A 20,854-nucleotide genomic window follows, 5' to 3' on the forward strand; every position below is an offset into this window, starting at 1 on the left:
GATGATGATTCATTTGAGTCAATGTGAGTTTGAGGATGACGCTGTCACCAAGTTACATCAATTTTTACATATTTCGCGGTGAGATGTCGCAATCCATTTGATTACGCACTCACGCTTAACAAAGGGCACAGCTGGGAATATGAACAATCGCACACTTAAGTGTGGTCGTTAGTTGATACGTAGTCAGTGACGCACTTCAATTGCTGCTTAAACTAAAGCAGTTAGAAGTTGAGCGCACCTCACGGGATAGGATGTGGCAATGGAGCCTGGGTTAAAATTGTCTATCCCACATGCAAACAAATGATTTAAAACGAAAAGGGGGACTGGATTGTTATGAACAATTTACATAACAAGACAGATGTCGTACTTATCGGCGGCGGAATTATGAGTGCAACTTTAGGCACATTACTAAAAGAGTTAGAACCAGATTGGGATATTAATGTTTTTGAACGCTTAGATGAATGTGCGCAAGAAAGTTCAAATGTATGGAATAATGCGGGGACAGGTCATTCTGCATTATGCGAATTAAACTATACAAGCGAAAAAGAAGACGGCACGATGGATATTTCTAAAGCGATTAAAATTAACGAGCAATTTCAAGTGTCTAAACAGTTTTGGTCATATCTCGTAAAAAAAGGGCAATTACAAAATCCTGAAGCATTTATTCGTACAGTACCTCATATGAGTTTTGTAACTGGGGAAGAAAATGTAAGATTTTTAGAAGCGCGTGTAAAAGCGCTCCGTGAAAATGTACTGTTCCAAGGCATGTCTCTAGCAGACGATTTTGAAACGTTAAAAGAATGGGTGCCTTTAATGATGGAAGGCCGTGAAGATAAAACGATACCGATTGCGGCAACGCGAGATGAATCGGGTACAGATGTCAATTTTGGGGCATTAACACGTAAGTTATTGTCACAAATTAAAGCCAAAGGGGGCGCACTGTATTACGAACATGAGGTGTTAGACTTAAAGCAACATAAAGATGGGACTTGGACTGTGAAGATTAAAGATTTAAAAGAAAATCGTGTTTTTACAGTGTCATCTAAATTTGTTTTCATTGGTGCAGGGGGCGCAAGTTTACCGTTATTACAAAAAACTGGTATCCCTGAATCCAAACATATCGGAGGCTTCCCGGTAAGTGGGCTGTTTTTAGTATGCAAAAATCCAGAAGTTGTGCAAAAACATAAAGCCAAAGTTTACGGTAAGGCTGAAGTAGGTGCACCGCCTATGTCGGTTCCACACTTGGATACACGTTTTATTGATGGTGAACGCGCATTATTATTTGGTCCTTTTGCAGGTTTTTCACCTAAATTTTTGAAAACAGGCTCATATTTTGATCTCATTAAATCAGTGAAGCCTAATAATGTCACAACCATGTTAGCAGCGGGTGCGAAAGAAATGGGATTAACGAAGTATCTGATCCAACAGCTGTTACTTTCAAATGATCAAAGAATGGCGGATTTAAAAGCCTTTGTACCAACCGCACAAAATGAAGACTGGGAAGTAGTTGTAGCTGGTCAACGTGTTCAAGTGATTAAGGATACTAAAGAAAAAGGTAAAGGTACGCTTCAATTTGGTACGGAAGTGATCACTTCTAAAGATGGTACACTTGCTGCACTTTTAGGCGCATCACCTGGTGCTTCTACAGCAGTTGCTGTTATGCTCGACATTTTACAACGTGCATTTCCAAGTCAATTCAAAGAATGGGATCCACGTGTAAAAGAAATGGTACCTTCATTCGGTAAGCGTCTTACAGATGAAATCGAACTTTTCAAATCTTTGAATCATGAAATTTCAAAACAATTAAAATTAGATGAGTCTGGTACATTATTAAGTTGACAGTGACTTATCTTTAAATATAGAAGTTATAAAGGCGTAACCAAAGCCTAATAAATGGGACAAAACTTTTGATTTTCAAGTTTTGTCCCATTTTTTAAAGACATAATGAAGTTGAACCTCATTTGTAAAATAACAGGCTAGGGAAATACAGGGTAGCTGAGGTGATTACTTTCTTATAGAAATGAAAGTCTTTTCTAAATTCAGATTGTTACACCCTTTTTGCGTTCTGCAAAAGGCTTTAGAAACTTTTTAAGAATGGCGTGGCAATATGATTGTGAATGTCGTGCCGTTACCTAGTTGACTGTTAACGTTAATTTCTCCATGATGGCGTTCTATAATAGTTTTTGTAATTGCTAGGCCTAATCCATTGCTATCAGCATATGATGATTTTTTATAAAAACGCTCAAAGATGTGATTTTGGACTGTTTCAGACATACCAGAGCCATCGTCTGTGACCATAAAGTAAATATTATTATCATTTGCTGTGAGTTGGATTTCGATTGTTCCATAAGTATCTGTATATTTAATCGCATTACGTATGATATTTTCAAATGCCTGGGTCAGCAAACGTTGGTTCCCTTTAATTGTAACTTCCGTTAAATCATATATTAAGACTTGATTCTTTTGATCAATCGCATAGTTTTCGTTTTTTAAGATAGCCAATACACATTGATGTACTCTGATGTCATCATCAAATTGAAGATGTACATCATTGTCCAGTTCAGATAACAATAGAAGCTGACGGGTCAATTGACTTAAGCGATGGGTTTCATCATAAATTTTAGCGATATAGTCCGATTGTTTAGGCGTTGTTTTTTCTTGTTGTAATTGTGTTAATAAATGATGAATATGTGTTAAAGGCGTTTTAATCTCATGGGAAACGTTTTGTACGAAGTGTTGGCGCATATCATCGAGTTGTTTTAATTCAAGGCGCATCGTATCAAAATGTTGTTGTAATGTTCCTAATTCATCACGACGTGTAATCGCAATTGGTGTTGTAAAATCACCAGACATCATACGTTCTGTTGCGTTTCTAAGTTGCTTGACAGGCTTCACTAAAGCATAAGTGGACCAAATAACAAGTAAAATAGATATGACAACGAGTAATACGAGTAAAACGAGCAGAAAAATTCTAAATTCTGCAAAGGTATGACCGATATCAGGCCGGATAAATACGGCATAACGACCGTGATCAGTTTTAAATTGAGTGCCGACTGTATTACGTGTTTCATTATCAAAAAAACCTGTAATAAAGGGGTGAAAAGGTCTTTGTGCGATACCGTGATAGTCATGACCGGATAAGACACGTGAAATCGTTGCGCGATTCAAATTATCTTTCCTAAAGGGTTCTCCGAAAGATCGAACTTCACCCTGCGCATTGTATGCAACCACTTGATAATTAAGATCTCCTAATAATGTTAAATAGCGTTTTAAATCTTGTTCTTGCTGCGCTTCTTTATATGCGTCTGCACGTTTTAAAGTAGCCATTATTTTCGCATCGTTTTTGTCTTTTAGTTCAAAATGATAATAAATATTAGAAATTTCAAAACTTAAAAGGGCGCTAATAATCATAACAGTCAGGGTATAAATAGCAAAGCGAGAATAAAGTGATTTAAGCATTTTCCATCACCTTATAGCCGATACCACGAACGGTTTCGATATGGATATTTGCTCCGAGCTTGGCCAATCGCGTGCGCAAGCGTTTAATGTGGACATCCACAGTTCTTTCATCCCCTTCATAATCCAAGCCCCATATTTTTTCAATAAGTGATTCACGTTCAAAAACTTGTCTAGGGTAAGCGACTAATAAACTAAGTAAGGCAAACTCTTTATTAGGTAATATCATGCCTTTAGACCCCACTTTTACTTCTAATTGACTTTGATCTATCGTTAAATTTCCCAATGTCAGTTGTGTGGCTGTTTCGACTTGATATCGTCTTAATACAGCTTTAATTCTAAAAACAAGTTCAGCTACTTCGAACGGTTTTGTGACATAATCATCTGTCCCAGCTAAAAAGGCACGTTCCTTATCGTTTAGGGCATCTCGGGCTGTTAACATAATAACGGGATATTCATAGTCATATTTTAAAGTTTGGCATAGCTCAAAACCGTCCATACCGTCCATCATAATATCTACAATTGCAATATCAATTGTGTGCTTTTCAAGGTAACTCAGTGCTGCTTCTCCACTTTTTAATGAAACGGCATGATAGCCTTCATGTTGGAGTCGTGTTTCGACATAGTTTAGTATTTCAGGGTCATCGTCTATGATTAAACACGTGACTGGCATGCTTCCACAACCTTTCTTTTATAAATGAGAGCGACGTTTCATAATTTGTTATCTATTGTATCATGTCTATTTTGAAACTGGGTAACCAAAGGAGATTGTTGCACAACGCTCCCTAAGCGTCTTTCACGAAAATATTTAATAAAAATGATGAAACCGTCTATTGTTCATATTCAGTTCATATTTCCGAAGTAAACTGTGAGAGAAATGAGAAAGAAAGGGAGTCGTGTTCATGTCTATTGCATTAAATGAACTGAAGTTTCATAAATTTAAATATTTGTTAATTACGTTTATTGTGATCTTACTCGCAAGTATGGTGCTCTTTATTACAGGATTAGCACAGGGCTTAGCAAGAGAAAACATTTCGCTTATTGATTCCTTTAAATCAGAACAATTTGTGATTCAAAAAGGTGTGGATCAACAACTTGAAAAATCGAATTTGTCAGATTCAGAGCAGCAAGCCGTTGAAAAATTCGTTACGCAGTCTCCTTTAAAATTAACCATGGCAACTGGAAAATTTAAAGGGGATACGATGGATATGTTATTTGCAACAATGCCGAAACAAGAATTACCTTCATTAAAAGCAGGCCAACTCCCACAACATGATGGGGAAGTCACTGTAAATAGTAAACTCGAAGGAGAAGGTTTACACATCGGTGATGTCATTCATATTAAAGGGAATGATACAAAATTGAAAGTTGTCGGCTTCTTCGATGATGCGATGTATGCACATACGAACGTGGCATTAGTCAATGAAGGCGGTCTTAAGAAAGTTGCCGATCATCAAAGCGCTACTGCTTTATACTTTTTGAACCATGTGAGTAAAAAAGATATTGACCATCTTAAACAGATAAAAGGTGTAGAAATCGTAAATAAAGACGATTTAACGGGTGCAATTCCAAGTTATCAAGCAGAACAAGCACCACTGAATATGATGATTGTCAGCTTATTTGTGATTACTGCCATTGTATTGACTGCATTTTTCTATGTGATGACGATTCAAAAAACGGCAGAAATCGGCATTTTGAAGGCAATCGGAATGAAGACAAGTCACTTATTATGGTCATTACTATTCCAAATTCTGTTTATTACAATCATTGGTGTCTTGATTGCATTGGGTGTCATTGTAGGTCTTTCCGCAGCATTGCCTGTTACAATGCCATTTCATATTAGCATGATGAACATGGTGCTAGTTGTGATTGTCTTTATCGTGGTCGCTGTGATTGGGGCACTGTTATCGTTGATTCGTGTCTTTAAAATAGACCCTATTGAAGCAATCGGAGGTGGAAATCAATGAGTTTAATTGTCAAAGATTTAGTCAAAACGTTTGGTAAGGGAGAAGCAGAGACCAAGGTCTTGAACAATATTAATTTTGAAGTCAATCCCGGTGAATTTGTCATTTTAAATGGTGCATCTGGATCAGGTAAATCAACATTATTATCTATTATTGGCGGGCTGCTTTCTCCTACAGAAGGTCAAGTTTTATTAAATGGAGAAGCGTTCAATCATTTAAATCAAAGTGAATTAACTGAAAAAAGATTAAAAGATATTGGCTTTATTTTTCAAGCTGCACATCTTGTTCCTTATTTAAAAGTCAGTGCGCAATTAGAATTGGTAGGAAAAGAAGCAGGAATGAGTAAAAAGGCGGCTCGTGAACGTGCGGTTGCGCTATTAAAACGTATCGGCTTGGCACATCGACTTGATGCGTATCCACATATGCTTTCTGGTGGGGAAAAGCAACGTGTTGCGATTATGCGTGCTTGGATGAATCAACCACAATTGTTGTTAGCGGATGAGCCTACCGCAAGCTTAGATGCGAAGCGCGCAACGGAAGTGGTAGAAATGATTAAAAATCAAGTGAAAGAAGAAGGTGCAATCGGTATTATGGTGACACATGATGAGCGATTATTCGATTATGCTGATTGCATGATTTACCTAAAAGATGGTCAATTATCTGATAAAACTTACGCGACAAAATAGCAGTACAATCATGAACTTGACATTGTTTTCAATCATATAAAAAGAAAGACTCGATTTTTGAAAATGTGTAGAAGCACACGTAAAAGTCGAGTCTTTTTATTGTGATGAAGCTGGCAAACAAATGGAACATGCACGTTTACATTAATAGCCAATAGATACCGATAAGAACTTGTACGATACCAAAAATCCACCAAGTAAAAGGATATTTGAAAAGCAAACCACTATAATCGTGAAGTAAAGAAATGCCGAGGCGTGGTGTAGGTGCACCCAAACCAGTCGCTTGAATCCCTTCGCGTTGCGCAATACGAAGTGCACGCATAATATGAAAGTCGCTTGTGACGATGACTAATTTTTTGATGTTTGATGCATCTAAGTAGGCTTTAGAAAATAAAATATTCTCTTGTGTATTTGTCGAAGCGTCTTCTAAAACGATATGTTTTGGTGAAATACCATGTTGTATTAAATAGCGTTGCATAGCTAATGCTTCTGGTATCGGTTCATCGGGACCTTGTCCACCACTCACAATGAATTTGAATTGAGATGAACCGCGCGGTATCAAAGTCATGGCAGCATCTAAGCGTGATTTTAATAAAGGTGTCACACGCTCTGTAAAAATACCTGCACCTAAAATGAGAATCGTTGGGTTTTGATACACTGATCGTGTTTGCTTAAATTGATAAGTCATCAAAAGGTAACATTGCCATGATGCGACAAACACAATCGTCAAGTTAATCAGTAAATCAAAAGGTATTGTTAAAATACTTGGAATTACGGCTTTCACGAAAAAACAGCCCAAAATTAAACTGATCAACATGCAATGATATAATAAAACGTACTTTATTGTGTAGTTGCGTTTAATCAAAAAACGAAAAGGCAATGTCCCAATTGCACATAAACCTAACCCTAAAAGTATGCACATCATAAGAAGCCGATTCTCGCCTAAAATAAAGGTATTGCTAACGATGAGCATATTGATTAGCATTAAAATATAAAACAATGAAATATTTAATATACGATGTGGCTTTATCTTTATAAATATTAAGATTATAATGTAGCTTGTTAATAAAAAATAAGTGAGTATATTCATTTAAATAAGTGTGTCCTTTAATTGTCATTTACAATCATCATACTAAATTCTCCAAGAAAATGATAAAAAAGACCGTTTCATTATAAAATAATTGTTGTTACGATAGTAAAGATCGTCGAATGTTGTGAAGGTGGTGATGAACGATGGCTGATTCTAAAACAATGAGTCAACATGTAACGTTTATGGGTGAGTTTATGACGAATATGAATGCGTTAACGACAGCGTTATTAAAAGATTTGCGTTCGAAATATGGGGTTTCTAACGAACAATCAAGTGTCCTTTTAATGCTATCAAGTCATAAATCATTAACTTTAACGGAAATTACTTTAAAGCAAGGTGTCAATAAAGCAGCTGTCAGCAGGCGGATAAAGAAACTCGTGGATCTGGGGCTGGTTCAGTGGATGACATTGAATCATGAATACGATAAACGATTAAAATATGTGGCACTTACAGAAGAAGGGGCAAATTATGTACGTGCATCGCGTGATTTGATAGCAAATCTTGCCAATAAAATGTTATCAGATATTCCGCTTAATCAAATTGAAGCTACGAGGGAAATGCTCGAAAAAATAGATGAACGTATCAAATCTCAGCTTAGTCGTTTATAATTGAGTCGAATAGATTGTTTTTATCCAATGATCCCAACTTAATGGGGCAGTCTAATAGTTTTGATAAAAGCATCGTTAAAATTTTAATTAGAAGAAATAGAGGTGAAAATATGAGCTGGTGTCCAGTTTGTGAAGAAGAAACGATAGATCAGAAAAATATATGTCGACATTGTGGCAGTCAAGTTTCTTATTCGAAAGAACCTACGCCATCATTGAGTCGACAAACTAAAGGAAACTCAACACCTCCTCATAAAAATCGTCTCCCATTAAAGACGGTCATACCTATTGCTATCGTTACGTTTATTCTAATTTTGTTAATGATTTTGTTTTTATTATTAAGAAATTTCAATTCTCCTGAAGCGCAAGCAAAAATATTAATTAATGCTGTGAATAACAATGACGTCGCAAAAGTATCGAATATTCTTAGTTCAAAGGACAACAAAGTAGGACGAAAAGAAGCGGCAACTTACATCAAATATATTAAAGATGAAATAGGAATGAAAAAATTTGAAAAAGGTGTTTTTCACACAGTGGATAGTTTAAATCATGAGACAGCCGTCGCTTCTTATATTAAAACGAAAAAAGGCCAAGATGTTTTACGAATTAGTAAAAATGGGCGACGCTATCTCATTTTTGATAATATCGGATTTAAAGCACCTACGAAACAAGCCGTCATAAAATCAAATGAAAAAGCAACTTTTGAATTTGAATCAGACGGTTTGAAGAAGAAAATCATTACAGAAAAAGACCAATCCGTCGCTTTAGGTAATTACATCCCTGGGCGGTACGCGGTTGATGCTGTTAAGACGACAGACCGAGGGACATATGAAGGACAACTGAAGTTTGATTTTGATCAAAGTAACAACGAGACGATACCTGTAACAGAGGATTTTGAAGAAGCGAAAATAAAAGTGAAACTTAAAAATACAGAAGGCTTGAATAAAAAAGACTTAATGATTGTCATTAATGGTGAAAAAATTAAGCCACGTTCAGATGAAACGTATAAATCCTTCCCACTTAACAAAGATATAGTGATCTACGCGGAAGGGCAGTCCTATGATCAGAAGTTTAAAACAAATGAAAAAGTAATCAAAAAGAGTGATATACAGTCTGAAAATGAAGTGGAATTGTCCTTTGATAAGGATGAAATTAAAAAGTTTAATGCATCCAAACAAAAGAATACTTTTGATAAAGTAAGTGAGTTTATAAAAAAATACACAGGTGCGCTTAATAAAGCCTATGAAAAATCAGATTTTGCTGAGATTTCAAGTTATCTATTAAAAGATACATCTAATTATGAAGTCATGAAAGAGAAAATTAATGGGCGTGCAAGATATCATTTTACAAATCCCAAAGTGACGAATGTGAGTAAAAATAATGATTTTTATTCAGTGTTAGTTGAAAAAGAAAATGAGCAAGGTCAAATCATTCAATCTCATTATTTAATTGATGGTGATTCCGATGGAGATCATCTAAAAATCGTCAATTATGAAGATTATTAAAAAATAAGCCATAAGTAAAGCGATAGATAGATTGCGTCTGATGAATCGTGTATTGTGCATTTGTATGATAATAGGTCACGCTGCTTTGCTCAAAAAGACAGGATCGTGAAACCAAAATTAATTTTTTGGATTCCTATCCTGTCTTTTTTGTTTTCAGTTATTCAGAAAAGGTGACAACTTGAAGCGAACTACATTCATATTAAACCATCTCATTAGCCCAGTATTTGTGCATTTAATCGTCACTTGAACGAATTCTTTTCTAATTAAATCTTTGTTCATCTCTTTTTATTTAATTAAATATGATACTTATATAAAAGATGTAGTAAAACAATATACATTTGATAATTATGTCGTTCCAAGAATTTTTGCATTGTAAATGAATTAAAAGTTAGTTTATAATAAACAAAATGTGTATAAAGAGACGCCATATTAAGGGGTAACACCTTTAAGCATGAAGAAAGGTGAAGGTGGGGATTATGAATGAAAAAGATATTCGTGTACAAAAGACAAATTTAAGATTGTCTCAAATATTTTTAGAGTTATTAGAAGAGCAGTTACTCACTAAAATTACAATTAATCATATTTGTCACAAAGCAAATGTGCATCGAACGACTTTTTATCAGCATTTTAAAGATAAATATGAGCTACTTTGGTATGTTTGTAGAGGTGTGATGAAACCTTACTTTAATTTACAATTTGAAGAGAGACTGTATTATCCTTTTAGCAGTCTGGAAAAAACGTTTGATCAACAAATTATAAAAATTTTACAAACTCAAAAAGAAGATCCTAAATTTTATCGATTAATTTTAAAACAATTTTCTAAGTACTTTGAAGGTGAGTTGAAATCACATGAGACGAAGCTGCCTTTTGAACCACATTTTCCAGTAGAAGTTTTCGGTTATGTGTATACGTCTACGATTCAATCTATGAATCAATGGCGTATTGATTGTAATATTGCATTCGATGCTTATTATATGGATAAACTCTATCAAAAATTAATTAGTTTTAAGCACGAATAACAAATATGAAATAGACTAACAGAACGTCATTCACCCAGTTTACAGATTTGATGGTAAATAAAAATTGAAATCAAATTTTATCTCTGTTCTTGAAGTTTTCGGTAATTTATGTGATGTTAAATAAAGAAACGATGAGAGGGGTATGCGGTTATGACATTTACAGATCGATTGTTTGAACGGGTAAAACCGATTTGGCAAAGTTATCTTGACCATCCATTTGTTAAGGGGATTGGTGACGGCTCACTTGATCAAGAAAAGTTTAAACATTGGTTAAAACAAGACTATATTTATTTAATCGATTATACGCGACTCTTTGCAATAGGTGTTACTAAAGCATCAGATTTAGAGATGATGACAACATTTGGTGAGTTAGTCGCAGGCACATTAAATACAGAAATGGCATTACATAGACAATATGCAGCACGATTTGGCATTACAGAACAAGAGTTAGAGGAAACAAAGCCAGCGAGTACGACTTTAGCGTATACGAGCTATATGTTAAATCTTGCGCAACGCGGAGATATTGAAAACGTGATTGCGGCTGTTTTAACGTGTACTTGGAGTTATCAATATATTGGGGAAGCACTGAGTCAAATTGAGGGTGCCATTGATCATCCATTCTATGGAGAATGGATTGAGATGTATAGTTCAGAAGCATTTACAACATTTAAAGACGATGTTGTACGGATAATGAACCAAGTCACGGACGGTATGTCTGAAGAGAAGCTACAAGCATTAGAAGATATTGTTGTTTATACGAGCTACTTTGAATATATGTTTTGGGATATGGCAGAAAACCTTGAAACATGGCCATTGCCTTATAAGTAAGCAGATATAAGATGTATCATTGAAACGAAATTGTCGTATAGTATATTAAAATCGAAGCCACCTTCAATCAAAAAGCAATGAATACAGAAGGTGGCTTCGATTTATTATTTGATTTTCGGACGGCGATTTCTAAAGAATAAGCTAATGAAATAGAGGAATGTCGCAATCCCCATGAAAATAATAGCATTATGTAACGCGTTGGCACCTGTTAATAAATTAGAAGCGTCGACTTGACCAACATAAGGCGCAAGTTGTTTCGCAAATTCATCAGCAACCTCATCAATGTAGTAAAGAAAACCAATTGGAATCAATGTAATGAAAACTGCAATGATGAAATTAAGTATTTTTAAAATCGTACGATTAAAAATGAGTGTTAATAAAGCTAAAACGATGTTAATGAGAGATAGAATAAAGAAAACATTCAATACTTTAATTAAAACGCTGAGCTTTTGTTCAACTGCAGAAATATCAATGAGTGTAATACTACTCAATTGCGTTGTGATGACTTTAAGCTTATCAAAAGTGACATTTTCATTAACGAAACCCATTTTAAACAGCGTATCTGAATACATGCTGTAGGCAGCTATCGTTACAAATACCGCTGCAATTAAAGTAAGAATAAAACTAACCCATGAGCGACGTTTTTTGCCATAACGTTTTCCACGATGAATTGTTTGATAGTCAAACTGTTGCTGGAAATGGGGCTGGGATTGAGATTTCTCTTTCATAAAGGACGCCTCCAAGAATAAGATTTGAGAATTTGAACGAATTATAATGACAATAATATAAGCATTATATTATACCTACACCTATATTAATAGTCGTAAGCAACAAATCTGAAAGGTTCTGCTCATTGTAATCCTTTTTTCTTGTCTTTAGGTGATGCTTTAAAAGAATTTTCTTGATAGATGCTACAATTAACGATATTTTCTCCGACCATGCAAGATAAATTTCCTATCAAGTGAAAGTTAAAAGCATCCATAGAAAAATGTTTGTATATCAATGTTATCATTTGTATGATAGCAAGGAGGTAGATGATGGAAAATTTAAAAAGTTTAGAGACCTACGAACAGTTTATACAGACGCATGAGATTGCAATTGTTCATATTTCGAGAGAAAATTGTTCAGTTTGTCATGCGATATTACCAAGAGTTGAATCACTTGTTGAACGATATGAAGGTGTTGCTTTAGGACATTTGAGTGCGGATGATGTGCCCGAAATTGCCGGGGCTTTATCCATTTTTACAGTTCCAGTTGATATTCTATTTTACGAAGGTAAAGAAATGCATCGAGAAGGTCGTTTTATTGATTTGGATCGTTTAGAATCACAATTATTTAAAATTTATAAGAGCATCAATTGATAAAACGTATTATAATGAAAAAGAATGCGAATGTTCTAATATGGAAGTCTAAATCTAAAATAGAAATAAACAGAACAAGAGGACAATGTAGACAAAAGTGAGGGATTGAATTGAAACGTAATGTCATGAGTAATTTAATGGGGAGATATTTATCGCATCAACGTCATATTAAATTTAAAACACAAGATGAGGTCGATGCCTATTTAGAAAAACGCCGCCAACTCAATAAAGAAAAACATAAACAACCTGAGCAAATCAATGTCAAATCGAACTTAGTGAAGGATATGTTTGATGACATGCAAGTTTTTCGCTTTAACTTTGGTCATCATATTAAAAATAAGATTTTATATATTTATGGTGGCACTTTTGTGTTACAACCCTCTGTTTTTCATTGGCGATTTATGGATAAATTAGCTTATGAAACGTTACATGAAGTGGTTTTGCCTATTTACCCAAAGGCACCGGAATACACGTATCGTGAAACCCATCAAGCCATTGAACAAGCGTATCGTCGTTTACTGAAAGAAACAGATGCAGATAATATTGTGATTATGGGGGATGCCTCTGGTGGAAATATGGCATTAAGCTTTATTCAAAAATTAATGGAGCAAGATGAGCTGCCATTGCCACGTCAGTTGTATTTAATTTCACCTTGGCTCGATCTCTCGCTCTCTAATCCAGATATTACAGAGCAAGTTCAAAAGAAAGACCCTATCCAAAATGTGTTTAGCTTACAATCTGTCGCTAAAGTTTGGGTCGACGATTTAGAGCGTAAAAATCCGCGTGTGTCACCGATGTATGGTTCAGTGCGAGGCTTACCACCCGTTTATATGTTTGGAGGTACAAGTGAAATCTTTTATCCAGATATGCGTAAGCTCGCTGATTATTTTGAGGTAGAGCAACAGCCGATTCATTTTTATGAATATAAAGATATGGTCACGGCTTTTCCGTTATATCCTATCGTTGAATCTAGAAAAGTTTTAAAACAAATCCGTAAAACAATCCATCCATAAAAAAGATGAAGTAAGACATGCAATGGCGTGCAGCTTCTGCGATAAATAAGCAGAATGGTCTCTGATGAAAAGCATATGCAAATGTGCTTTTTACAAGCGACCATTCTGTTTTTCTATATCGATATAGTTTATTTTCTAGGTATGAAAGAAAATGCAATAAGTCAAAACGTTTTGAAAAAATAATAGATATATCAAGATGAATGGTGAGTGTGTGTTCGTGTTATAAAGACAAAATTGAGGTGGATTATCGTATTCACACAATAATTTTGTTTTTATAAAGCTTTTTTTGGATTAAATATAGAATCAAATGAACGTCTGAGACAAACAAATTCTTAAATGAAGTAAAGCGCCGTGCAATTAAGTAAAATTTTTAGTAGAATTAACTATATGCAAAAATATCAATATTATAAAGTTATTCAGAAATTGATAAATATGTAAATTTAAGGGGCCTTTTCGAATAACAAGAGGGGGACATTATGGATTTATTAATCGGTACTGCTTTTTTAATTTTAGTACTTGTCATTTTCACGTTATTTACATATAAAGCGCCAAACGGCATGCGTGCCATGGGTGCACTAGCGAATGCAGCTATCGCGACGTTTTTGGTCGAAGCATTTAACAAATACGTTGGGGGACGTGTGTTTCATAATGCTTTTCTTGAACAAGTCGGCGCTGCAGCTGGAAATTTAGGCGGTGTAGCAGCAGCAGGTTTAACAGCATTAGCGATTGGTGTTTCACCCGTTTACGCTTTAGTCATTGCAGCTGCTTGTGGTGGCTTAGATTTATTACCTGGTTTCTTCGCAGGTTATTTAATTGGTTACTTAATGAAATATACCGAAAAATATGTGCCGGATGGTGTCGATTTGATTGTGGCCGTGTTAATTGTAGCGCCATTATCACGAGCTGTGGCATTATTGTTCACACCAGTCGTGAAAAATACATTAATTAAAATTGGCGATATCATCCAAAGCTCAACTGATACAAGTCCAATCATTATGGGAATTATCTTAGGTGGTATCATTACGGTAGTGGGTACGGCACCATTAAGCTCTATGGCACTGACGGCTTTGCTTGGTCTTACAGGTGTCCCAATGGCTATTGGTGCGATGGCAGCGTTCAGTTCAGCATTCATGAACGGAACTTTATTCCATCGTCTCAAATTAGGTGATCGCAAATCCACAATATCTGTAAGTATTGAACCATTATCACAAGCAGACATTGTCTCGGCAAATCCCATTCCTATTTATATTACGAACTTTTTCGGAGGCGCAACCGCGGGCTTAGTCATTGCCCTTTCTGGACTTGTGAATGATGCGACCGGAACTGCAACGCCAATTGCAGGTTTTATCGTAATGTTTGGTTTTAATCATTGGGGGACTGTCGTTATTTATGGTGTGATTATGGGAATTATTGGCTTAATATGGGGCTATATCGGCTCAATCGTATTCAAAAAATATCCTATTGTCACTAAAGCAGATATGATTCGCCGTGGTGCGACTGACGCTTAAATAATTCGTTAAATAATCAGGAATTTCATATGTAAAGAAGACATGACATGTTAAAAGACTGCGGACGCTTAATTTAAGATTGAGGCGCGCAGTCTTTTTATGTTTCTATAGAAAGTGCAGTACAATTTAAGGCTTTTCGTTATTAGTTTTTCCTTTTTTTAGGTATTTGAATACGGTGCCCCAATTGATTTGGCCAATCCGTTCTGTTTTGTGTATGGGCATAATGTTGGATTTGTGCAAATATATCTTCAGGATAAGGGGCTGCGCGGCGTGTCGACTTATCAATGCCCATCATCATCGTTTCTGCAGTTGCGACAACTTCATTCGTGTTGCGATTGATTAATTCTAGGAAGTAATGTGTTCGCTTTTCATCAAAATCGTAAATATTGACTTTAATGGCAATAGGCGTATGCAATGACAGTTCTTTGAGAAAACTGATGTGCGTTTCAAGGGTAAAAACAGTATAATTTCTTGCATTTCTTTCAGGATTGGACAAACCGATTTGATCGTGAAAGTGATCAATCGCTAAACTAAAGACACGTGCATATTCTGAGTCGTTCATATGTTGATTGCGATCAATCCAATCTTCTTGGACACTATTTTTATCATAAAATGGAAAGTTAATCATATTCATACCTCGTTTTGCATTTTGTCATATTATAACGTAGATTTTAAAGTTTTGTGATGTTAAATGATGGTAAAGATAACAGTAGAAATTTGTATTTAAAGGTTGAAAGGTGTTCATCATGCGATAGGTTATGATATAGTCAAAACAAGAAAAGATGATAAGGGGACGCTACTCAATGACTGAAAAAAGAGAACAACGAAAAAATGAACATGTTCTATTAGCGCTTGCACAAAGTGAAGCACAGCAATCTGATTTTGATCGATTCCAATTTGTCCATCATGCGATACCTACAATTGATGTCGCAGATGTTTCGTTAAAATCAAGATGCCAAGCATTAGAAATGGCACACGTACTTTATGTGAATGCGATGACAGGAGGCTCTGAATGGACAGCTGATATGAATACCAAGCTGGCCCAAGTTGCGGCAGCCACACATTTGCCGATTGCAGTTGGAAGTATGCATGCGGCTTTTAAAAATCCAGATGTGCGTCATTCATATGAAGTTGTACGTCAAAACCATCCAGAAGGACAGATTTGGGCAAATATTAGTGCAGAGGCTTCGGTTGCTCAAGCAAAAGAGGCTATCTCAATTGTAGATGCGAATGCGCTACAAATCCATGTAAATGCACCACAAGAGCTCGTCATGCCAGAGGGACAACGTGAATTTAAACATTGGATGACACAGATTAAAAAAATTGTAGAGGCCATTCAAATACCGGTTATTGTTAAAGAAGTCGGTTTTGGAATGAGTTATGATACGATACAAGATTTGATTGACCATGGTGTTAAATATGTCGATGTCAGTGGACGTGGCGGTACAAACTTTATCTCTATTGAAAATGAGCGTCGTGTCCTTAAAGATATGGAATATTTAAGTGATTGGGGACAATCTACAGTCGTTTCATTATTAGAGGCGCGTAATTTAAGTAACCGTGTGCATCTTTTAGCGAGTGGAGGGATCCGTCATCCACTCGATGCAGTGAAGGCCTTGCGTTTAGGCGCTGAAGCGGTGGGAATGTCTCGTCCTATTCTAAAACGCGTCCATGAAGCAGGTGTCGAAGAGACAGTTCAATATATAGAGAATTTTAAAACACAAATGGCGCATATTATGACCTTGCTTAATGCGCGAACGATTCAAGAGTTGAGACAGTCAGCGATTGTATTTGATCCTTATTTGAAAAGCTGGATACAACAACGACAACTTTAAATAAAGGTTGCCTCATGAAATGAAGAGATAGGTTTTCAGCATAGAGATCAATGTAACGAAAAATAGGATACTCACCCTCTAAAGTGAACATTTAAAAAATGGAAACTTGGAGGGTGTGCTTTTAATTTAGAGGACTTTTAAAACGTTGGATTGATGAATCTTAAACGGGCAAAAGAATTTATCATTGCGTTATTGTAAGGATATGTTATATACTGTAAAACGTAATTGTTACGATTTGTAGTAGAATAGAGGAGGGTTTATAATGGGTAAAATACCTGTTACCGTTTTAAGTGGCTATTTAGGCTCAGGAAAAACAACGTTACTCAACCATATTCTTAATAACAGAGAGGGTAAAAGAATAGCTGTTATTGTTAATGATATGAGTGAAGTCAATATAGATAAAGATCTTGTTGCCGATGGGGGCGGATTGTCTCGTACTGATGAAAAATTAGTAGAGTTATCAAACGGGTGTATCTGTTGTACGTTAAGAGAAGATTTATTGAAAGAAGTCGAACGTATTGTTCAACGTGGTGGTATTGATCAAATCGTGATCGAGTCAACAGGCATTTCTGAACCTGTACCTGTTGCACAAACATTTTCATATGTTGATGAAGAACTTGGTATCGACTTAACAGAAATTTGTAATCTTGATACGATGGTTACAGTTGTGGACGCTAACCGCTTTATTAAAGATTACCAATCAGGCGATATGTTATTAGATCGTGATCAAGCAGTTGGTGAAGAAGATGAACGAACTATCGCAGATTTGTTGATTGATCAAATCGAATTTTGTGATGTACTCGTATTAAACAAAGTCGACTTAGTTAGCGAAGAAGAAGCAAATCGATTAGAAGCGATGTTACGTAAGTTACAACCATCCGCAAAAATTATCCGTACAGTAAATTCAGTAGTTGATTTAGACGACGTATTAGAAACTGGACGTTTTGATTTTGATACTGCGAGTCAATCAGCAGGCTGGTTACAAGAACTTGAAGCAGGTGGTCATGCAACACATACGCCGGAAACAGAAGAATACGGTATCTCATCATTTGTTTACAAACGTCGTTTACCATTCCATGCAGCACGTTTTAATACGTGGTTGGAAAATATGTCAGAGTCAATTGTACGTGCAAAAGGGATTGCATGGTTAGCACAATACAACCAAGTTGCATGTCTTGTTTCTCAAGCTGGTACGGCTGTAGATATTCATCCTGTCACATTTTGGGTCGCAACAATGCCAAAAGCTGAAAAAGCTGCTATATTACAAGAAAGAGAAGATGTGCGCGCAGATTGGGATCCGGAATATGGAGACCGTCATACGCAACTCGTTATTATTGGTGTAGATTTAGATGAAGAAAAAATTACAGCAGAATTAGACGCTTGTCTATTAAATAGTGATGAAATCGATGCAGATTGGTCACAATTAGAAAATCCATATTACTGGGAAATTCGAAGACAAGAAGCATAAAAAATGAACTGGGACATCAAAATCCCAAAATAAAAAGCGCTAAGATGATTTTTAACAAAATCGTCCTAGCGCTTCTCTTTTATAATTAAAATTTTATTTAAAAATAAAACACGCTCGTATCCTTGAATTAATAAGGGTAAAAACTCAATTAACGAGGGAACTTATATATAAAGATTAAAGGTTCACTACATCGTAATGAACCTTTTTTAGCATCCGTTTTAAAATGTTAGCATAAGAAGTAAAAATAGCTCATTTTTTACTTCAATATCATAAATCCAATCCCTTACATAATATCCATTAAGGTTTAAAAATATTAATAAATGTTGTAATAATTGGTACACCGAGTAAATCTACGAGGAATGCGCCTACGATAGGTACAACGAGATAGGCACGTGGAGAATTCCCAAATTTTTTCGTAATCGCATCTAAATTGGCCATCGCATTAGGTGTTGCACCTAAGCCGTGTCCGATAAAACCACCAATCATGACGGCAGCATCATAGTCTTTGCCGAGACAACGGAAGACAACAAAGATGGAAAAGAGCGCTACGAAAATAACCTGACAAATGACAATAACGATAAGCGGTAGTGCAAGATGATAAACATCCGTGAGCTTAATGCTCATTAACGCGATGGATAAAAACACACTCAATGAAATATCGCCGATTTGATTTGTCAGTTTTAAATCAATTAAGTTTAAGTTCGTATACTCTGAAATGTTACGAATGATGACAGCGATAAACATAGACGCAACATATAATGGAATATTCAAGCCTGACCATTCACTAAATGCTTTGCCTAAAAATGTTCCTAATCCCATACAAAATAGGATAACTGTCATTTGAATGAAAAAGACTTCGTTAATAGAAAAGTTTTTATGTAAGCGACGATTAATGTCAATTTCTGAATAATCTTTTTGTGTTTCTTCTCTATGCGCAGGTGCTAAATTGTGTTTTTTAATAAGGTAACGCACAACGGGGCCACCCATTAAGCCCCCAGCAACAAGACCCAGTGTTGCTGCCGCCAATGCTGCCGTTACAGCTGAGTCAATACCATAACTTTGAATTGTTTGACCATATGCAGTGGCATTCCCATGTCCACCTTCCATTGACATGGCACCGGCAGTTAAACCGAGTAAAGGATCAATATGTAAAACTTTTGCCATTGAAACCCCAATGATATTTTGGAATGTGGCAAGCACACCACATAAAATCCAATAGACGATTAATACTTTTCCACCCAGTTTTAATAACTTGAATGAAGCGCCTAAACCAATTGTTGTAAAAAAGGCAAGCATAAAAAAGTCTCTGAAAAAGTCACCATCTAATTTAATATGAAGCACACCTGTTGAAGAAAGAATCGCAGATATAATCGCAAAAATCAGTCCACCAATCACGGGTGAAGGGATACTTAATCGATTAAAAAGTTCAACTTTATTGACGATTGCTTGACCAATAATAAGCAATAGACACGCAACAAACAACGTTGTAATACTGTTCAGCTCTATCACTGTTACGTTCCCCCTTTAAGTTAATGAAATAGAAAGGGCTTTCAACCCCATACTAAATAATTATACTTTTTTTAAGGACAAAAATCTATATAATTATAAAATTGGATGTAATCTCTCACCATATACTACTATTAAATATTTCAAATTAATCAGAAGGTTGTTGTGATTTTCTATATGCTGTTGCGCTCATGCCAAACTGCTTTTTGAAAGTTTTAGAAAAAAGGAGAGGGTCTTTATATCCAACACGATATGCAATTTCTTGGATTTGCAGGTTGGTTTCTTTAAAAAGTTTTGAAGCTTGATACATCCGAACATGGATTAAGTAATTTTGTGGGGATTGATCGATATGTTTTTTGAACATTTTATACAAGTAACTTCGGCTCACATTGACATGCTTTGCGACATCGATAATCGTGATGGCCTTCATATAGTTGTCGTTGATATAGCGTATCGCTTCACGCACATTTGAATAAATCTCAGTCTGAACAATAGCAAACGGTTTTGGGAAATGCAAATGTAACTGATAGAGCAATTCATACAAGTCACGCATATGCTGGATATCGTCTGATGCTTCAGTCGAATAGTGAACAGAGCGATGACACATGCGATAAATGATATGTTCAATCGCACCCGTGTTTTCATTTTGAATTACGAGACGATCTTTCAAAGTGGTTCGATTCAAATAGTCTAATGCAATTTTGCCACTAAAGCCGACCCAATAATAAGTCCACGGTTCATTTAGTTCTGATTCATAATGAACTTCCATCCCTTGTTGAAGCAGAAATAAATCCCCCGGTTTTAAAATATAAGTTTGATTTTGATAAATGAGTCTGCCAGTCCCTGCCATGACGATATGTAATACAGCCGGTTTTGACACGGTATATTGGTAACCGCCTTGAGGCGTCCCAACTTCGATGCCACACTCATCAACGTGTGCCTCGAATTGGTCTTTTTTAAACATTTTCCATAATATTTGCATGCCAACACCTTCTGCTTAAAGATATGGAAAC

The 20,854-nt window shown here is 35.8% G+C and carries 19 protein-coding genes and 1 pseudogene; 12 read left to right on the forward strand and 8 right to left on the reverse strand.

What is annotated here, in order from left to right; all coding sequences use genetic code 11:
- Positions 1–333: 333 nt before the first annotated feature.
- Positions 334–1,839: a malate dehydrogenase (quinone) gene (gene mqo / locus KM149_RS02695; RefSeq protein ID WP_165545204.1), complete on the forward strand. Its 1,506-nt coding sequence runs from the start codon at positions 334–336 to the stop codon at positions 1,837–1,839.
- Between the two features lie 249 nt (positions 1,840–2,088).
- On the opposite strand, the gene KM149_RS02700 is transcribed toward mqo, so the two are convergent.
- Positions 2,089–3,459, reverse strand: coding sequence for a HAMP domain-containing sensor histidine kinase (locus KM149_RS02700; protein ID WP_182281142.1), 1,371 nt, complete (start codon positions 3,457–3,459; stop codon positions 2,089–2,091).
- On the reverse strand, positions 3,452–4,129 hold the full coding sequence (locus tag KM149_RS02705; RefSeq protein WP_050330072.1) for a response regulator transcription factor: 678 nt from the start codon (positions 4,127–4,129) through the stop codon (positions 3,452–3,454). The genes KM149_RS02700 and KM149_RS02705 overlap by 8 nt, the downstream gene beginning before the upstream one ends.
- Before the next feature lie 229 nt (positions 4,130–4,358).
- On the opposite strand from KM149_RS02705, the gene KM149_RS02710 reads away from it, so the two are divergent.
- Together KM149_RS02710 and KM149_RS02715 are read left to right on the forward strand one after the other, a co-directional pair.
- A complete protein-coding gene (locus KM149_RS02710; protein ID WP_165545202.1) occupies positions 4,359–5,423 on the forward strand; it encodes an ABC transporter permease in 1,065 nt (354 codons plus the stop codon).
- Positions 5,420–6,106, forward strand: a complete 687-nt coding sequence (locus tag KM149_RS02715) for an ABC transporter ATP-binding protein (RefSeq protein WP_165545201.1) — start codon at positions 5,420–5,422, stop codon at positions 6,104–6,106. Before KM149_RS02710 ends, KM149_RS02715 begins: the two co-directional genes overlap by 4 nt.
- A 136-nt stretch (positions 6,107–6,242) precedes the next feature.
- On the opposite strand, the gene KM149_RS02720 is transcribed toward KM149_RS02715, so the two are convergent.
- Positions 6,243–6,887, reverse strand: a complete 645-nt coding sequence (locus tag KM149_RS02720) for a YdcF family protein (RefSeq protein WP_241415508.1) — start codon at positions 6,885–6,887, stop codon at positions 6,243–6,245.
- 449 nt (positions 6,888–7,336) lie between these two features.
- Here KM149_RS02720 and tcaR point away from each other — a divergent pair, with 449 nt between their 5' ends.
- From tcaR to tenA, 4 genes are all read left to right on the forward strand, one after another.
- Positions 7,337–7,801, forward strand: a complete 465-nt coding sequence (tcaR, locus tag KM149_RS02725; protein ID WP_060829471.1) for a MarR family transcriptional regulator TcaR — start codon at positions 7,337–7,339, stop codon at positions 7,799–7,801.
- A gap of 110 nt (positions 7,802–7,911) precedes the next feature.
- A complete protein-coding gene (gene tcaA, locus KM149_RS02730) occupies positions 7,912–9,303 on the forward strand; it encodes a membrane-associated protein TcaA (RefSeq protein ID WP_241415509.1) in 1,392 nt (463 codons plus the stop codon).
- 476 nt (positions 9,304–9,779) lie between these two features.
- A complete protein-coding gene (locus KM149_RS02735) occupies positions 9,780–10,322 on the forward strand; it encodes a TetR/AcrR family transcriptional regulator (protein WP_050332085.1) in 543 nt (180 codons plus the stop codon).
- Positions 10,323–10,472: 150 nt separating this feature from the next.
- Positions 10,473–11,150 (forward strand): thiaminase II, encoded by a 678-nt coding sequence (tenA, locus tag KM149_RS02740; protein WP_165545197.1) that lies wholly within the window; start codon positions 10,473–10,475, stop codon positions 11,148–11,150.
- A 104-nt stretch (positions 11,151–11,254) separates the two neighbouring features.
- On the opposite strand, the gene KM149_RS02745 is transcribed toward tenA, so the two are convergent.
- A complete protein-coding gene (locus KM149_RS02745) occupies positions 11,255–11,878 on the reverse strand; it encodes a hypothetical protein (RefSeq protein ID WP_214970988.1) in 624 nt (207 codons plus the stop codon).
- 309 nt (positions 11,879–12,187) lie between these two features.
- Between KM149_RS02745 and KM149_RS02750 the strand changes: the two genes are divergently transcribed.
- Together KM149_RS02750 and KM149_RS02755 are read left to right on the forward strand one after the other, a co-directional pair.
- A complete protein-coding gene (locus KM149_RS02750) occupies positions 12,188–12,511 on the forward strand; it encodes a thioredoxin family protein (protein WP_214970986.1) in 324 nt (107 codons plus the stop codon).
- A 110-nt stretch (positions 12,512–12,621) separates the two neighbouring features.
- The gene (locus tag KM149_RS02755) at positions 12,622–13,524 is read left to right on the forward strand and encodes an alpha/beta hydrolase fold domain-containing protein (protein ID WP_241415510.1); all 903 of its coding nucleotides are present in this window, start codon (positions 12,622–12,624) and stop codon (positions 13,522–13,524) included.
- A 475-nt stretch (positions 13,525–13,999) separates the two neighbouring features.
- Here the strand turns inward: KM149_RS02755 and KM149_RS02760 are convergent.
- A pseudogene (locus KM149_RS02760) lies at positions 14,000–14,083 on the reverse strand (hypothetical protein); the annotation flags it as partial.
- On the opposite strand from KM149_RS02760, the gene KM149_RS02765 reads away from it, so the two are divergent.
- Positions 14,046–15,032 (forward strand): PTS sugar transporter subunit IIC, encoded by a 987-nt coding sequence (locus KM149_RS02765; protein WP_228480302.1) that lies wholly within the window; start codon positions 14,046–14,048, stop codon positions 15,030–15,032. The pseudogene KM149_RS02760 and the gene KM149_RS02765 sit on opposite strands and share 38 nt — an antisense overlap.
- A 142-nt stretch (positions 15,033–15,174) precedes the next feature.
- On the opposite strand, the gene KM149_RS02770 is transcribed toward KM149_RS02765, so the two are convergent.
- Entirely contained in the window at positions 15,175–15,660 is a 486-nt protein-coding gene (locus tag KM149_RS02770; RefSeq protein ID WP_182280636.1) for a thioesterase family protein, read from the reverse strand.
- Positions 15,661–15,835: 175 nt separating this feature from the next.
- Between KM149_RS02770 and fni the strand changes: the two genes are divergently transcribed.
- Positions 15,836–16,867 carry a type 2 isopentenyl-diphosphate Delta-isomerase gene (gene fni / locus KM149_RS02775; RefSeq protein WP_050330096.1) on the forward strand — a complete coding sequence of 344 codons (1,032 nt, stop codon included), beginning with the start codon at positions 15,836–15,838 and terminating at the stop codon, positions 16,865–16,867.
- Positions 16,868–17,129: 262 nt separating this feature from the next.
- Entirely contained in the window at positions 17,130–18,335 is a 1,206-nt protein-coding gene (locus tag KM149_RS02780) for a GTP-binding protein (RefSeq protein WP_016426241.1), read from the forward strand.
- Between the two features lie 297 nt (positions 18,336–18,632).
- Here the strand turns inward: KM149_RS02780 and gltS are convergent, their stop codons facing one another.
- Both gltS and KM149_RS02790 read right to left on the reverse strand, forming a co-directional pair.
- Positions 18,633–19,844: a sodium/glutamate symporter gene (gltS, locus tag KM149_RS02785; RefSeq protein WP_060829477.1), complete on the reverse strand. Its 1,212-nt coding sequence runs from the start codon at positions 19,842–19,844 to the stop codon at positions 18,633–18,635.
- Positions 19,845–19,989: 145 nt separating this feature from the next.
- A complete protein-coding gene (locus KM149_RS02790; RefSeq protein ID WP_050330102.1) occupies positions 19,990–20,823 on the reverse strand; it encodes a helix-turn-helix transcriptional regulator in 834 nt (277 codons plus the stop codon).
- Between the last annotated feature and the right edge of the window lie 31 nt (positions 20,824–20,854).

The sequence above is a fragment of the Staphylococcus coagulans genome (assembly GCF_022557135.1).
Taxonomy (GTDB): Bacteria; Bacillota; Bacilli; order Staphylococcales; family Staphylococcaceae; genus Staphylococcus; species Staphylococcus coagulans.